Source organism: Streptomyces sp. DSM 110735 (genome assembly GCF_016482685.1).
Classification (GTDB): domain Bacteria; phylum Actinomycetota; class Actinomycetes; order Streptomycetales; family Streptomycetaceae; genus Streptomyces.
The window spans coordinates 1-15219 of the sequence record NZ_JACYHF010000002.1 but is presented as its reverse complement, the minus strand read 5'-3'; the positions used below and the strand labels follow the sequence as shown (position 1 = coordinate 15219).

General features: G+C 71.5%; 12 protein-coding genes. 10 read left to right on the top strand and 2 right to left on the bottom strand.

Annotated elements, in window-relative coordinates:
* Positions 1–5: 5 nt before the first annotated feature.
* The 6 genes from IF655_RS02875 (at position 6) to sbnA (ending at position 9826) form a co-directional block, all read left to right on the top strand.
* Positions 6–572, top strand: coding sequence for a cysteine hydrolase family protein (locus IF655_RS02875; RefSeq protein WP_199581884.1), 567 nt, complete (start codon positions 6–8; stop codon positions 570–572).
* 194 nt (positions 573–766) lie between these two features.
* Positions 767–3373 carry a Pls/PosA family non-ribosomal peptide synthetase gene (locus IF655_RS02870; protein WP_199581883.1) on the top strand — a complete coding sequence of 869 codons (2607 nt, stop codon included), beginning with the start codon at positions 767–769 and terminating at the stop codon, positions 3371–3373.
* 11 nt (positions 3374–3384) lie between these two features.
* Positions 3385–6627, top strand: a complete 3243-nt coding sequence (locus IF655_RS02865; protein WP_199581882.1) for an amino acid adenylation domain-containing protein — start codon at positions 3385–3387, stop codon at positions 6625–6627.
* A gap of 65 nt (positions 6628–6692) precedes the next feature.
* Positions 6693–7697: a TauD/TfdA family dioxygenase gene (locus IF655_RS02860; RefSeq protein ID WP_199581881.1), complete on the top strand. Its 1005-nt coding sequence runs from the start codon at positions 6693–6695 to the stop codon at positions 7695–7697.
* Positions 7694–8764 carry a 2,3-diaminopropionate biosynthesis protein SbnB gene (sbnB, locus tag IF655_RS02855; protein WP_199581880.1) on the top strand — a complete coding sequence of 357 codons (1071 nt, stop codon included), beginning with the start codon at positions 7694–7696 and terminating at the stop codon, positions 8762–8764. The genes IF655_RS02860 and sbnB overlap by 4 nt, the downstream gene beginning before the upstream one ends.
* A gap of 39 nt (positions 8765–8803) precedes the next feature.
* Positions 8804–9826: a 2,3-diaminopropionate biosynthesis protein SbnA gene (gene sbnA / locus IF655_RS02850; protein WP_199581879.1), complete on the top strand. Its 1023-nt coding sequence runs from the start codon at positions 8804–8806 to the stop codon at positions 9824–9826.
* A gap of 32 nt (positions 9827–9858) precedes the next feature.
* Here sbnA and IF655_RS02845 read toward each other — a convergent pair whose 3' ends face one another.
* Positions 9859–10470, bottom strand: a complete 612-nt coding sequence (locus tag IF655_RS02845) for a TetR/AcrR family transcriptional regulator (RefSeq protein WP_199581878.1) — start codon at positions 10468–10470, stop codon at positions 9859–9861.
* A gap of 112 nt (positions 10471–10582) precedes the next feature.
* Here IF655_RS02845 and IF655_RS02840 point away from each other — a divergent pair, with 112 nt between their 5' ends.
* Complete coding sequence (locus IF655_RS02840; protein ID WP_199581877.1) at positions 10583–11338, top strand: SDR family NAD(P)-dependent oxidoreductase; 756 nt, start codon at positions 10583–10585, stop codon at positions 11336–11338.
* A 116-nt stretch (positions 11339–11454) separates the two neighbouring features.
* Entirely contained in the window at positions 11455–11799 is a 345-nt protein-coding gene (locus tag IF655_RS02835) for a peptidase inhibitor family I36 protein (protein ID WP_199581876.1), read from the top strand.
* A gap of 47 nt (positions 11800–11846) precedes the next feature.
* On the opposite strand, the gene IF655_RS02830 is transcribed toward IF655_RS02835, so the two are convergent.
* The gene (locus IF655_RS02830) at positions 11847–12464 is read right to left on the bottom strand and encodes a TOPRIM nucleotidyl transferase/hydrolase domain-containing protein (protein ID WP_199581875.1); all 618 of its coding nucleotides are present in this window, start codon (positions 12462–12464) and stop codon (positions 11847–11849) included.
* 245 nt (positions 12465–12709) lie between these two features.
* On the opposite strand from IF655_RS02830, the gene IF655_RS02825 reads away from it, so the two are divergent.
* Together IF655_RS02825 and IF655_RS02820 are read left to right on the top strand one after the other, a co-directional pair.
* Positions 12710–13258 (top strand): DUF3761 domain-containing protein, encoded by a 549-nt coding sequence (locus IF655_RS02825; protein WP_307814844.1) that lies wholly within the window; start codon positions 12710–12712, stop codon positions 13256–13258.
* 81 nt (positions 13259–13339) lie between these two features.
* Positions 13340–15148 (top strand): TerD family protein, encoded by a 1809-nt coding sequence (locus tag IF655_RS02820; protein ID WP_206775388.1) that lies wholly within the window; start codon positions 13340–13342, stop codon positions 15146–15148.
* Positions 15149–15219 lie beyond the last annotated feature (71 nt).

Genomic DNA, 15219 nt, shown 5'->3' with positions numbered 1-15219 from the left:
CCCCCATGCCCCGCCGCACCGCCCTGCTCCTCATGGATCTCCAGGTGGCCCACGCCCCTCACCTGCCCGACGGCTATCTGCCCCGAGCTGTGCGCGCCCTCCATACGGCGCGTGCCGCGGGTGTGCCGGTCATCCATGTGGCGCTCCGACTGAGCGAGGGGCACCTCGACGCGCACCCCCGCAACAAGATCTTCGGCGCCCTCCCGTCGGGCCGCTACACGGCCGACGACCCCGGCGCCGCGATCCTCCCCGAGGTCGCGCCCGCCGAGGGCGAGACCGTCGTCCACAAGAACCGGGTCAGCGCCTTCGCGGGCAACAACCTCCGGCAGATCCTCGACGCCCAGGGCATCGAGCACCTCGCCCTGGCCGGGGTCTCCACCGCCGGGATCGTGCTGTCCACCGCCCTCCAGGCCGCCGACCTCGACTACGGCGTCACCGTCCTGTCGGACGCCTGCGCCGACACCGACCCCGCCCTGCACGACGCGATCGTCGGCCAGGTGCTGACCCGCAGGCCGGACGTCGCCACGAGCACCGTCGAGGAATGGGCGCGGTCACTCGAAGCAGTCGCCTGAGCACCTTCTGTCCACCCCGTCCCGGCTCCGCCGTTCAGGTGATCCCTGGAGTGCCGCTCACACGCGTGCACCCAGGGATCACGGGCTTGCCAGGCGTATTCCCGGTCCCGGGGTGATCGACTCGGAGTGGCAGCCTCGCGGTCGCGGGCCGAAACTGAAGCGGCCAGCGATCCAGACATCTTCGAGGAGATCAAATGGTGGAGCAGTCCTCGGAGGTCCACTCGGAGATTGACAGGGAGGGACCGGAAAGCGACGCCGTCGTCAGGCGCGGCAGTTCCGGTCCCGCAACGGCTGACACCGAAACACGCCTCGCGGAAGTGCTGGCCGATGTCACAGGGGTCGAGAGTATTTCCCCCGACGGCAATTTCTTCGACGACCTCGGCGCGAATTCCCTGGTCATGGCGCAATTCTGCGCGCGGGTCCGCAAACGCGGAGACCTGCCCTCGCCGTCCATGAAGGACATCTACCAGCACCCCACGCTCCGCAGCCTGGCCACGGCTCTCGACCGCACCGCCGAGCCCCTGGTGGACGCCCCGGTCTCCGTCTCACCGCTGATGCGGACGGCGCCGCCGGAGCCGGTGACGCGAGTGAGCCGCGCCTCCCATGTCCTGTGCGGAACTTTTCAGACGCTGTGTTTCCTCGGTTATTCACTGGTCGCCGGATTCGGCACCGCCATCGGATACGAATGGGTCGCCGGCGGTTCGGGTCTGTGGGACATCTATCTGCGGTCACTGCTGTTCGGCGGCGCCGGATTCCTGGTCCTGTGCGCCATACCGCTCATCGCCAAATGGGTGCTCATCGGCCGCTGGAAACCCCGTGAATTCCCCGTCTGGAGCGCCGCTTACCTGCGCTTCTGGATCGTCAAGTCGCTGCTCCACGCCAATCCGATGCTTCTCTTCGTCGGAAACCCGCTCTATGTGCTCTATCTGCGGGCCCTGGGCGCGCGGATCGGCAAGGGCGTCACGATCCTCACCCACTCCATGCCGGTCTGCACCGACCTGCTGACCATCGGCTCCGGCACGGTCGTCCGCAAGGACACCTTCCTGCTCGGCTACCGCGCCCACTCGGGACGCATCCAGACCGGACGCGTCACCCTCGGCCGCGACGTGTACGTCGGCGAGAAGACCGTCCTGGACATCGACACCTCGATGGGCGACGGCGCGCAGCTCGGCCACTCCTCGTCCCTGCACCGGGGTCAGGTCGTCCCCGACGGCGAGCACCGGCACGGATCGCCCGCCCAGCCCACCGAGGTCGACTATCTGCGCGTCGCCCCGGCGCCGTGCGGCGCCCTGCGCCGCACCTGGTTCGGCTGCGCCTCCCTGCTCCAGTTGTTCCTGCTGTACATCCCGCTCGGGGTGGGCGGGATGTACATGCTGTTCACCGAGGTTCCGGCGATCCGCAAGCGCCTGGAGCCCGCTGCCGCGCTAACGCTGTCCGAGCTGGCGTGGGACTCGCTGCTGCTCTCGCTGGTCCTCTTCGTCGGCTTCGTCGTCCTGGGCTTCGCCGCGCTGTGCACGCTCCCGCGCCTGCTGAGCCTCGTCGTCCGGCCGGACCGCGTGTACCCGCTCTACGGCTTCCGGTACGCGGTGCACCGGGCGACCGCGCGCATGACCAACGTCAAATTCTTCGCCTGGCTCTTCGGCGACAGCTCGTACATCGTGAACTACCTGCGCGGCATCGGGTACGACCTCTCGCACGTCGAGCAGACGGGCTCGAACTTCGGCACCGAGATGCAGCACGAGAGCCCGCTCCTTGTCACCGTGGGCAGCGGCACGATGGTGGCCGACGGGCTCTCCGTCGTGAACGCCGACTACTCCGCGACCTCGTTCCGCCTCTCGCGGGCGACGATCGGCGCGCACAACTTCCTCGGCAACAACATCGCCTACCCCGCAGGCGGCAGGACCGGCGAGAACTGCCTGCTGGCCACCAAGGTGATGGTGCCGCTGGACGGCGAGATCCGCGAAGGCGTCGGGCTGCTCGGCTCACCGTGCTTCGAGATCCCCCGCACGGTGGAGCGCGACGCGCGGTTCGACCACCTCAGAGGCGGCGAAGCGCTGCGCCAGGGTCTCGCCGCGAAGAACCGCTACAACCTGCGCTCGATGGCCCTGATGCTGTTCGTGCGCTGGGTGCACGTCCTCGCGCTCACCTTCCTGGCGCTGGCCACCGTGAACCTCTACGGCGTGGTCGGACACGTCGTGATCGCCGTGTACATGGCGATGACGCTGTTCCTCTCCACCGCCTACTACATCGTGGTGGAACGCTGCCTGCTGTCCTTCCGCAGGCTGCGCCCCCAGTTGTGCTCCATCTACGACCGCGCCTTCTGGAAGCAGGAGCGGGTGTGGAAGATCCCCGACCGGCACCTGAACATCTTCAACGGCACCCCCTACAAGCCCCTGATCTGGCGGCTGATGGGCGTGCGCATCGGTCGCATGGTCTTCGACGACGGCAGCTTCATCACCGAGCGCACGCTCACCGCCATCGGCGACGGCGCCACGCTCAACGCCGGATGCAAGATCCAGTGCCACTCGCAGGAGGACGGCACCTTCAAGTCCGCCGTCACCCGGATCGGCGCCGACTGCACGCTGGGCGTCGGCGCGCACGTGCACTACGGCGTGAAGGTGGGCGACGGCGCCGTCCTCGCGCCCGACTCCTTCCTGATGAAGGGCGAGGAGGTCCCCCCGCACGCGCGCTGGGGCGGCAACCCCGCCGCCGACCTGCCGGAGACCGCCGTGCCACCCGCCGCGTCCGGCCGCAGAACACCCCCGTCCCTGGACAACGCCGCCGCAACGACCGTGAGTTGAGGGAGTAACCGATGGAAGCGCACGTGGAGGCGGACCGGGACTTCTGGTGCCGGATACTCACCGCCGGAGGCTTCACCCAGGTCCCGAGGTGGACCGGGGAACCGGCACCCGGCGTGGCCGAGTACGAGGTGCCCGTGCCCGAGGCACTGGCGGACGCCGTGCACGCGCTGGCGCGTGAGCTGCACGTGTCCTTCGACACCCTCCTGCTGGTGGTGCACGCCAAGGTGCTGGCCGCCCTCTCCGGCGAACAGGACGTGGTCACGGGGCACCTCGCCGACGCGACCGGCGCACCCCTGCCGCTGCGCCTCTCCGCCGCCCCCGGCACCTGGCGCGACCTGGTCGCGGCGGCCGACCGCGCGCGGACCGACGTGCTCGCGCACCGGGACTTCCCGGTGGCCGCGCTCCGGCGCGAACTGGCCCTGACGGAACCGTCGTACGAGGTCACCTGCGGAGCGGGCGACGGCACCCTCGCCGACGACGTCGTGCTGCACGTGGGCTGGACCGGGGACGGGCAAGCGCCGGTGCTGCGGCTGCGCTACCGGACCGACGTCCTCTACACCGGCGGCGCCGCCCGCATCGCCGGTTACCACCTCACCGCGCTGAAGCTGATGACCGCAGGACCGGACGCCGAGCACACCCGGCAGAGCCTGCTGTCGGCGCGGGAGACGTGCGAACTCCTTGAGGGGCTGGCCGGACCCGAGCGGGCGCTCCCCGACGCGCGGGCGCACGAACTCTTCGAGCGGCGCGTGCGGACCCACCCGGACGCGGTGGCCGCGGTGCAGGGCGAGCGGCAGTGGACGTACGGCGAACTCAACGCCCGCGCCAACCGGTTGGCCCGCGCGCTGCTCTCCCGGGGGCTGGGGCGCGAGAACGTGGTCGCGGTCGTCACCGAACGCAATCTCGACTGGCTGGCCGCGACCCTCGCGGTCCTCAAGGCGGGCGGCGCCTATCTGCCGATCGAGCCGCACTTCCCGCCCGGCCGGATCGCCGCCACGCTGTCCCGGGCCGGGTGCCGGCTGGTGCTGACCGAGAAGGGCAGCACCGACACCCTCGACCAGGCGCTCACCACCGTGCCCGACGCCGAGAAGCTGCTCGTCGAGGACGCGTACGCCGAAGGGCACCCCGACGACGACCCGGGCATCGCGGTGGACCCCGGCCAGCTCGCCTACATCTACTTCACCTCCGGCTCCACCGGTGAGCCGAAGGGGGCGATGTGCGAGCACGCGGGCATGGTGAACCACCTCTTCGCCAAGATCGACGACCTGGGCATCGGCGAGGGCGACACGGTGGCACAGACGGCACCGCAGTGCTTCGACATCTCCCTGTGGCAGTTGGTGTCCGGGCTGCTCGTGGGCGGCCGGACCCTGCTGGTCGGACAGGACGTGCTGGTCGACGTGGAGCGCTTCGTCGACACGCTGACCGAGGCGCGGGTCGGCGTCACCCAGCTCGTGCCCTCCTATCTGGAGGTCCTGGTCTCCTACTTGGAGCAGCACCCCCGCGAACTTCCCGACCTGCGCTGCGTGTCGGTGACCGGCGAGGCGCTCAAGCCGGAACTCACCCAGCGCTGGTTCGCCGTCCAGCCCGGCGTCAAGCTCCTCAACGCCTATGGGCTGACCGAGACTTCGGACGACACCAACCACGAGATCATCGACGGACCCCGCGAGCGGGTGCTGCTGGGCCGCGCGGTCAACAACGTGCGCGTGTACGTCGTGGACGAGCACCTGGACCTGGTCCCGCTGGGCGCCCCAGGGCTCATCGCCTTCTCCGGCGTCTGCGTCGGCAGGGGGTACGTCAACGACCCCGAGCGGACCCGCGAGGCGTACCTGGAGGACCCGTTCCGCCCCGGCGAGCGGCTCTACCTGGGCGGGGACTGGGGGCGCTGGCACCACGGCGGCAAGCTGGAGTTCCTCGGGCGCCGGGACAACCAGGTCAAGATCCGGGGCTTCCGGATCGAGATCGGGGAGATCGAGAACACCCTGCTGCGGGTGCCCGGCGTGCGCGACGGCGCGGTGGTCGTCGCCGAGCGGCCCGGACAGGGCAAGCACCTGATCGCCTTCTACTCCGGGCGGCAGCTTCCCGTGGACGAGCTGCGCGACACGCTCGCCGCCGACCTGCCCGCCTACATGGTCCCGTCCGCCTTCCACTGGCAGGACGCGCTCCCGCTGACCGCCAACGGCAAGACCGACCGCAAGGCGCTCACCGCGCTGGCCGAACAGAGCGCGCCCGAGCGGGAAGAGACCGCGGACGCCCCGCGCACTGCGGTGGAGCGCAGACTCGCCGCCGTCTGGGCGGAGTTGCTGGGTGTGCCCGAGCAACGGATCGGGCGCACCGGCCACTTCTTCGACCTGGGCGGCACTTCCCTCACCGCGGTGAAGCTCACCATCGCGCTCGACCGCGCGGTGTCCCTCAAGGACATCACCCGCCACCCGGTCCTCACCGACCTCGCCGCCCTCCTCGACGGCGCCACCGGTTCGCGCACCGAACTGCTCCAGCCACTGGCGCACACCGCCGGAACACCGGAGAGCACCCTCGTGTGCTTCCCCTACGCGGGCGGCCACGCCGTCAACTACCAGCCGATGGCCGGTGCGCTGGCGGCCTCCGGCACCCAGGTCCTCGCGGTGGACCTGCCCGGACACGATCTCGCCGCCCACCAGGAGCCGTTCGCCCCGATCCCCGAGGTGGCGCGGCGCGTCGCCGACGAGATCACCGCCCGCGGACTGACCCGGGTCATGCTGTGGGGGCATTCCTCGGGCACCGCGCCCGCCGTCGAGACCGCCCGGCTGCTCCAGGAACGCGGCGTCGAGGTGACCCGGCTGTTCCTCGCCGCGCAGTTGCCCGGCACCCTGGCCGAACGACGCGCCGCCATCGCGGAGTTGGACGACCGGGACGACAGCGAGATCGCCGCCCGGCTCGCCTCGGAGGGCGGCTACACCGAGCTGGCCGAACTCGACGCGCCGCACGCCGGACGCGTCGGCGCCGCCTACCGGCACGACTGCCTCTGCGCGCACCGCTACTTCCGCGACGCCCTGGAGAACCCGCCCCGGGCGAAACTCACCGCCCCGGTCACGGTCGTCGTGGCCGCCGACGACCCGTACACGGCAGGGCACGCGGACGCCCACCGGGACTGGCTGTTCCTGGCCGAGCGCGTCGACCTGCACGAACTCCCCGACGGCGGCCACTACTTCACCCGGCTGCGCCCGGACGAGGCGGCCAAGGCGGTCCTCGCCGCCATGGCACCCCTCGCCCCCTCCTGACCCTCCAGACCTCCCTCCCCCGACCCCGCCGTGCCGCGGACCGGCAACCGAAAGGAAGAACCGAGATGTCGACCTCATCCCTGGCAGCGCCGCTCGACGTCGAGTCGCGGCCGGACAGACCGGCGGTGGCCCATGTCGACACCCCCGCCGACGCGCCGAGTTGGGCTGCCCAGTACCGCGAGGTGCTGCGCACCCAGGTCACCGAGCACGGCGCGCTGCTGATCCGCGGACTGGGGCTGCGCGACGAGGAGCAGGTCGGCGCCGTCTTCTCCCGGTTGACCGGCGGTCTGCTGACGGAACGGGAATCCTTCGCGCCCCGCGAGGAGTTCGCCCCGGGGGTCTACTCCTCCACGGCCTGGCCCGCCAACCAGCCGATGTGCATGCACCACGAACTGAGCTACACCCTCGAACCTCCCGGTCTCATGCTCTTCGCCTGCCTCACCGCGCCCGAGCAGGGCGGCGCCACCGCCGTGGCGGACGCGACCGAGATCCTGCGGGCGCTCCCCGCCGGTGTCACGGAGCGCTTCGAGCGCGAGGGCTGGCTGCTGACCCGCTCCTACAACGACGAGATCGGCGCCACCCTGGAGGAGTCCTTCGGCACCGCCGACCGCGCCGCGATCGAGCGCTACTGCCGGGACCGGGCCATCGACTTCACCTGGCAGCCGGACGGCTCCCTGCGCACCGCGCAGCGCCGCCCCGCCGTGGTCCGCCACCCGGTCACCGGCGAGCGCTGCTGGTTCAACCAGATCGCCTTCCTCAACGAGTGGACGCTCGCCCCGGAGGTCCGCGAGTACCTGGTGGACGAGTACGGCGAGGACGGGCTGCCGTTCAACACCCGTTTCGGGGACGGAAGTCCGATCGGCGAGGACGTCGTCCAGGTGCTCAACGCCACGTACGAGGAGCACACCAGGCGCGAGCCCTGGCAGGCCGGTGACCTGCTGCTCGTGGACAACATCCGTACCGCGCACAGCAGAGAGCCCTTCACCGGAGACCGCCGGGTGCTGGTCGGCATGGCCGAGCCCCGCCGCGTGGCCGACGGCGCCCAGAACCCGCAGGAAGGCACACGATGACCAGCCAACTGACCACCCCCGCACAGCCGGTGGCGCCCGAGCCGCCCTCGGTGCCGTCCTTCGCCGTGATCTCCGGCGACCAGGTGCGCCAGGCGCTCGAAGGACGCGAGAAGCAGATCACCGAACTGGTCGAGGCGACCTACCGGTTGCACGGCGCCGGGGAGTCGGTCAACCCGCCCTCGTACTTCCTGCGCTTCCCCGACCGCCCCAGCTCGCGCATCATCGCGCTGCCCGCCTCCCTCGGCGGCTCCGCAGCCGTCGACGGCATCAAGTGGATCTCCAGCTTCCCGGACAACGTGCGCTCCGGGCTGCCCCGCGCCTCCGCGGTGCTCATCCTCAACGACCCGGTGACCGGCTACCCGTTCGCCTGCCTGGAGAGCTCCATCATCAGCGCGACCAGGACGGCGGCCTCCGCCGCGCTGGCCGCCGACTGGCTCAGCCGCACCCGGCAGCGCCCCACCCGCGTCGGCTTCTTCGGCACGGGTCTCATCGCCCGCTACATCCACACCTTCCTCGCCGGAACCGGCTGGATGTTCGACACCATCGGCGTGCACGACGTCGCCGCCGAGAGCGCCGCAGGATTCCGCGGCTATCTCGAACAGAGCGGCACCACCGCCGAGATCACCGTCCACGAGCAGCCCGAGGACCTGATCCGCGACAGCGACCTGGTCGTCTTCGCCACGATCGCGGGCGAACCCCATGTCACCGACCCCGCCCTGTTCAAGCACAACCCCGTGGTCCTGCACATCTCCCTGCGCGACCTCGCCCCCGAAGTCCTCCTCGCCTCGGCCAACTTCGTCGACGACGTCGAGCACTGCCTCAAGGCCGACACCTCCCCGCACCTGGTCGAACAGCGCACCGGCGACCGGGACTTCCTCAACGGCACCCTCAACGACGTGATGCTCGGCCGGGCGGCACCGCCCGCCGACCGGCCGGTGATCTTCTCGCCGTTCGGTCTCGGCGTCCTCGACCTCGCCGTCGGCAAGTACGTCTACGACCAGGCGGCGAGAGCCGGCGACCTCCGCGTCATCGACCACTTCTTCCACGACCTGCGCCGGTACGGCTGAGTCGGTCCGCCACCCGTCCCCGGTACCAGGAGGCCCACCGTGCCCGTCATATCCGCTCCCCATGACTTCAACGAAGGCCACCTCTTCGTCGACCTCACCTCGGTCGTCGACCACCCCCTCTATCTGAAGTGCGAGGGATTCAACTTCGCCGGCTCCATCAAGCTGAAGGCCGCGAACGAGATGGTGGAGAGCGCCGAACGGGACGGCATCCTGAAGCCGGACTCCGTCATCGTCGAATCCTCGTCCGGCAACCTCGGCGTCGCCCTCAGCATGATCGCCGCCAGCAAGGGCTACCGGTTCCTGTGCGTGACGGACTCCCGGTGCAACCTGTCCACCCGGCTGCTCATGGAAGCCCTCGGCAGCCGGGTGCACATCGTCGCCGACCTGGACGAGAACGGCGGGTTCCTGGGCACCCGGCTCGAGTACGTCCGCTCGCTGTGCGCCTCCGACGACCGGTACGTGTGGCTCAGCCAGTACACCAACCCCGGCAACTGGCAGGCCCACTACCGCACCACCGCACCGCAGATCGCCCGCCACTTCCCGCGCCTGGACGTGCTGTTCGTCGGCACGGGCACCGCCGGGACCCTGATGGGCTGCGCCCGCTACTTCCGGCAGTGGCACCGCCCCGTACGCATCGTCGCCGTCGACAGCGTGGGCTCGGTGGCCTTCGGCGGCGAACCCGGCCGCCGGATGATCCCCGGGCTCGGCATGAGCATGAGACCCCCGCTCCTCGACGAGTCGTACGTCAACGAGGTCATCCGGGTCGAGGAGGCCGACACGATCCGCGCCTGCCACCGCATGGCCCGGCGCGGCTTCCTGTTCGGCGGCTCCACCGGCACGGTCGTCAGCGGCGCGACGGAATGGCTCGCGCGCCACGGCAACCCCGACATCACCGCCGTGGCCATCGCCCCCGACCTCGGCGAGCGCTACCTCGACACCATCTACCAGACCAACTGGCTCGAGGACCTGTACGGCGACCAGATTCTCGACGGCGACGAACTCACCACCACCACCCTGGAGCCGGACGACCCGGCACCCCGCGAGCCCGACCGCTGGCCCTGACGACGCCCGACGCGCCGCCCGCGCCGGAGCGGTCAGTCCGCTGAGCGCGCGGGCGCGCCGAGCAGCCGCTCGATGCCCAGGTCCAGCGCCGCCTCCAGGTGCGTGAGGGAGCCGGTCGACATCAGGATCGACACCCCGCCCTGGATCGCGGCGAGCAGCGCCGCCGCCGTACGCCCCGCGTCCACACCGGGCGGTACCGCGCCCTGCTCGCGCATGGCCCGTACCCCCGCCGCGATCTGCGCCTCCCAGGACGCCAGCAGCTCCCTGGTGACCGCCTGCGCGCCCGGCGTGGCCCGGGTGAGCTGCGAGGTGAGCGTGCCGAGCGGGCAGCGCTGCCCCTGTGCGCGATAGCGGTCGACCACCGCGTCCCGCCAGTCCCACCACGCCTGCCAGGACGTCAGCGCACCCAGGTAGGGCTGCTGGTCGGACAGGACGCGGTCGGCCTCGTACCGGGCGACGGCGAGCAGCAGCTCCTCCTTGCCGCCCGGGAAGTAGTGGAAGAGCTGGCTCTTGCTGGTGGCCGTGCGGGCGCGGATGTCGTCCAGGGTCGTCTCGGTCGCGCCGCCCTCGCGGATCTCCTCGGCGGCGCCCTCGACGATGCGCTGCCGGGTCGCCGTGCCCTTGGCGGTGAGTCGTCGTGCCATGCCGCCATCCTGCCATTTTCTGGACTTGCGGGTCCATTTTCCGGGTGGCAGCTTGGGCAGCCCCCGACCGGTTCGGCACCTGGAACCGGTCCCGCACGGAAGGCACGGCAACATGACTGAGCGGTTCACCGGGCGCACGGCCCTGGTCACCGGTTCCACCACGGGTCTCGGCGCCGCCATCGCGACGAGGCTCGCCGCCGAGGGCGCGTTCGTCGTCGTCAGCGGACGCGACGAGCGGCGCGGCGCGGAGGTCGTGGCCCGCATCGAGAAGGACGGCGGCGCGGCGGTCTTCGTCGGCGCCGACCTCTCCGGCGGCGCCGACGTGATCCGCCGCTTCGCCGCCGACGCGCTCGACGCGGCGGGCGGACGCATCGACATCCTCGTGAACAACGCCGCGCTCCTCCTCGCGCCCACCCCCACCGCCGAGGTCGCCCAGGAGACCGTCGACCAGGCGCTCGCCGTCAGCGTGCGCTCGGTGTTCCTGCTCACCGGGCTGCTGGCCCCGCCCATGGCCGAGCGCGGACAGGGCGCCGTGGTCAACCTCGGCTCCATCAACGGACTGCGGGGCGCGGCGCGTTCGGCGCTCTACAGCATGACCAAGGCCGCCGTGCACTCCCTCACCACGTCGTGGGCGGACGAGTACGGTCCCTACGGCGTCCGCGTCAACACCGTTGCCCCGGGCCCGACTCTGACCGAGAAGGTGGCGGCGATGGAGGAGCACCTCGCCCCGATCACCACGCGGACGCCCGCCCGGCGCGGCGGCACCCCGGCCGAAGTGGCCGCCGCCGTCGCCTTCCTGGTGAGCGACGAGGCGTCGCACGTCCACGGCGCGACGCTCACCGTGGACGGGGGATACACGGCGGTGTAACGGGGAGCGGCTGTCCCGATGTGGGTGAACTGTCGAATAGGAGACGTATCTTCACTTTGCGTTCTTCGCGCCGGAGAATGGAGGCGATCAACCGCCGGAACAGTGAGGAGAACCGCATGAGGTCACGGTGGGCGAGTTTCGCGCTGGTCGTCGGGACGGTGGTGGCGGCGACGCTCGGCACCTCCACCCAGGCGCAGGCGCTGCCGGGTTGCCCGAGCAACGCGACCTGTCTGTGGCGGGGCGAGGACGGCACGGGCGAGTCCTACATCTGGCGCGGCGGCTATGTGGACCTGCCCAGCCGGTTCGTGGACCACGTGGGGTCCTTCCGCGCCAACAGGGCCGGTTCCTTCATCGACTACGCCGACGGCAAGGAGTGCCGCCTGGTGCGCTCCGGCGACTACGCCGCCCACTATCAGATGCGGTTCGGCGGGGAGATGGACGCGCTGGGCGACAGTTGCTGATGGAGCGTTGATGGGGCGTCAATTGTCGCTGGCGGCGGGCTGGTTCGTCAGAGGCTGGCCATCAGTTCCGCCAGCGGGGCGGGGGCGCCGTCCGGGTCGAGAGCCTCGGTGAGGACGCGACCATAGTGGATCTTGCGCCCCTTCTTCGTGCCGAGGAAGCGGCGCAACTGCTGCTGCGGGGTGCGCTCCCGCTGCTCCGGCTGGCGCAGGAAGGTCTGCAGCGGGCGCAGATCGCCCTCGGTCCGGATCAGCTCCGTCACCCGGGAGACGCCCAGGGCGCGGATCAGCTCGTCCTCCAGATCCGCCGCGCAGATGAAGAAACCCTGCCGCGCGGCGTCGGCCCGCTTCAGGACGCGGGCGTAGTAGCGGCGCTCCGCCTCGTCGCACAGCCCCGTGAGGTGCAGTCCCAGACCGGACGGCCCCAGCAGCCGGGCGAAGCGCCCGACGTTCGTCGCGCCGCCCATCGGCAGGACGCAGATCCCCTCGGCGGCCAGATCCCGCCCCCGGCGCGCGGCGAGCGCGTCGACCGCCGCCGCGTCGCTCGGTCCTTCGAGCAGCACGACCGCCCGGACGGGCAGCCGTCCCGCCAAGTCCCGCGCCCGGTCGCCGGAACCACCGGCCGCCCACGCGATCGCCGCTTCCCGGAACGCCCCCATGTCAGCCATGACACGAGTCTCCGCCCTCACCGCCCGTCACGGCAGCGATTTTCGGCCGACGAGCCAGGGTGTCTGGCCTGTGTCGACCGGAATGTCCGGTCCGGCTTCGCCGGGGTGCTTGCGCCGTGTGATCGCTTCGGTGCCGCGTGTTGTCCCGGTTGTGTAACGGGGGTGCGCACTCCGTGAGGAGATTTTGTAAAGTCCTCAACTGTCCGGGCCGCAGGTGTCCGGTGTTCGTCGTGGGGGGTCTTCGCGTGAGTCAGTACCAGCCGGGGCAGCCGTGGGGCGTCCAGCCGCCCGAGCCCGTCCGTGTGCCCGACATCCGGCCGCTGTACAAGCGCAAGCGGGTATGGGCCGGCGGCATCGCGCTGCTCGTCGCCGGGTCCGTCATCGGCGGCGGGGGATCCAGTTCGGCCAGCGCCGGAGCGCCACGCCCGAAGGTCACCGTCACGGCGACGGCGACGGCCACGAAGACGCCCGCCCCCGCGCCGACCGTCACGGTCACCGCCAAGCCCAAGCCGCGCCCGACGGTCACGGTGACCAGGACCGCACAGCCCGCCTCCGGCAACTCGGCCGCCAAGTCCACCACTTCGGGCGGCGGCTCGTCCTCCGGCGGTTCCTCGTCGGGCGGTTCCTCCACCTCGGGTGGCGGTTCCTCGACCGGTGGCTCCTCCGCCTCCGGTGGCGGTACGTCCCACCCCGCCGGTGCCACCGCCCAGTGCAACGACGGCACTTACAGCTACGCCGCCCACCACCAGGGCGCCTGCTCGCACCACGGCGGCGTCGCCGTCTTCTACCGGTAGACCAGGCTCCGTCAGCGGCCCGACCCCGTCCAGGACAAGAGGAGAACCGTGGGCTTCGGCTTTCGTGTGGGCGTACCCGGGATGAGCGTGCGCGTCTCGACACGCGGTGTACGCGCGTCCGTCGGACCCCGGATCGCACGCGTCAGCGCGGGCAGCGGAGGCGCGCGGTTCTCCTCCGGCGCCGGTCCTTTCCAGGCGTCCACCGCACTGCGCGGCGCCCGTCGCCCGCAGGCGCGACGCCGGACCGTGGCACCCTCTGCCGCCCAGCTCGAACGGGCCCGCCGCCAGGCGGAACGGGCGCAGCAGGAGGCACAACGGGACGCCGCCATCGCCGAGTTGCACGAGCTGCGACGGCAGATGACCAGCGTCCACCTCGAATCCTTCCCGACGCTCACACCGCCCGTCGTCCCCGAGCCGCAACGACTGCACCTGGCCTGGGCGTTGGCCGAGGCACAGGCTCATCACCTCGCCGGGCTCGGTCTGTTGGCCCGCAGCGCGCGGAACGCGGCCAAGCGGCACGCGGAGGCGGACGCCCCCGCCTACCTCGCCGCCGAGGAGACCCGGCTGCGCGAGGCGCACACCCGGCTCGTCGCCGAGGCGGACCAGTGGTGGCGGTCGCTGACCGGCAACGACGAGGAGACCGTGTGCGGCGCGGTCAACCACGCCTTCGCGGACAACCCCGCCTCGGGCTGCGCGGTGGGCGTCGACGGCTCGGTCCTCTCCGTGGTGATGCGGCAGCCGGACATCGACGCACTGCCCGACCAGACACCCGGCGTCACCCCCACCGGCCGCCCCACCCTCAAGAAGCTCACCAAACGGGACCGCACCCTGTGGTGGCTCACCGCCATGGGCTCCAACATCGTCGCCACGCTGAAGGAAGCCTTCGCCACCGCACCGGGCATCACCGCGATCGACCTCGCCGTCCTCACCCGCCTCCCGAACACCCAGCGACTCGGCTTCGTGGCCTACGGCCGCTGGACACGCCAGGCGATCGAGGCCGGACCCTGGCAGCGGACCGAGGACGCGCTGCGCTTCCTCGACATCGGGCAGGGCGTCGTCTGCGCGGTCACCACCACCGTCGCCGGGAACCTGTCCAGCACCCTCAAGCCCCTGGACGTCAGCAGACTGCCCGGTCTGCGGAGCCTCCTCGAAAGCGCCCAGGACGACTCCGCGGACGAGCCCGTGACCGGCGAGGCGACCCTGGCCGGCCTGGACGGCGACCTGCGCGCGAACGTGCCCGACGCGCACGCCGCCGCCCTGCCGGACCCGTATCGCATCCGCCCCTTCGCCGAGTGGAAGCAGAAGCAGTCCGCGCCGCAGGGCTGTACCGTGCCGCAGGGTCGTACCCCCGCGACCACGCTCGCCCAGGGACAGAGCGTCGTCCTCCCCGAGGACGCCTGGCACGAGGTGCGGATCGCCTTCGAGTTCGCGGGCGCCGACGCCGACCTGACACTCTTCCTGACCGGCGCGGACGGCCGGGTCGCCGGTGACGAGGACTTCGTCTTCTACAACCAGCCCGACGGCGCCTCCGGCGCGGTCCGGTTGCTGGGCAAGGAGACCGGGGGACCGTACGCGGTCGAGCGCGCGTCCCTGCGCCCCGCCGCGCTGCCCCCGCACGTCCACCGCGTCACCATCGCCGTCAACATGGACGTCGACACGGGCCTGACCTGCGGTGCCCTCACCCATGCCGCCCTGAACCTGGACGGGGGCGCCGGTCACGCGTGGAGTTTCCAGCCGCCCGCCGACCCCGGCATCCGCGCCATGGCCGTCGCCGAGGTGTACCGGCACACGACGGCGGGCCGACCCGTCTGGAAGCTGCGCGCCCTCGGCCAGGGGTGGGCCGACGGACTCGAAGGGCTCGCCCGCGCCCACGGCGTGGACGTCTCCTAGGGCCTGTCCGGCGGATCTTCGTGGGCCCGCGACGCCTGGCACGCACTCTCGCCGCACGCCCGAATCACCCG

Excerpts from the sequence above, each read along its gene's own strand:
- IF655_RS02865 (WP_199581882.1), top strand. The coding sequence starts at position 3,385 with ATGGAAGCGCACGTGGAGGCGGACCGGGACTTCTGGTGCCGGATACTC.
- IF655_RS02830 (WP_199581875.1), bottom strand. The coding sequence starts at position 12,464 with ATGGCTGACATGGGGGCGTTCCGGGAAGCGGCGATCGCGTGGGCGGCC.
- IF655_RS02860 (WP_199581881.1), top strand. The coding sequence starts at position 6,693 with ATGTCGACCTCATCCCTGGCAGCGCCGCTCGACGTCGAGTCGCGGCCG.
- IF655_RS02820 (WP_206775388.1), top strand. The coding sequence starts at position 13,340 with ATGAGCGTGCGCGTCTCGACACGCGGTGTACGCGCGTCCGTCGGACCC.
- IF655_RS02840 (WP_199581877.1), top strand. The coding sequence starts at position 10,583 with ATGACTGAGCGGTTCACCGGGCGCACGGCCCTGGTCACCGGTTCCACC.
- IF655_RS02835 (WP_199581876.1), top strand. The coding sequence starts at position 11,455 with ATGAGGTCACGGTGGGCGAGTTTCGCGCTGGTCGTCGGGACGGTGGTG.
- sbnB (WP_199581880.1), top strand. The coding sequence starts at position 7,694 with ATGACCAGCCAACTGACCACCCCCGCACAGCCGGTGGCGCCCGAGCCG.
- IF655_RS02875 (WP_199581884.1), top strand. The coding sequence starts at position 6 with ATGCCCCGCCGCACCGCCCTGCTCCTCATGGATCTCCAGGTGGCCCAC.
- IF655_RS02845 (WP_199581878.1), bottom strand. The coding sequence starts at position 10,470 with ATGGCACGACGACTCACCGCCAAGGGCACGGCGACCCGGCAGCGCATC.
- IF655_RS02870 (WP_199581883.1), top strand. The coding sequence starts at position 767 with ATGGTGGAGCAGTCCTCGGAGGTCCACTCGGAGATTGACAGGGAGGGA.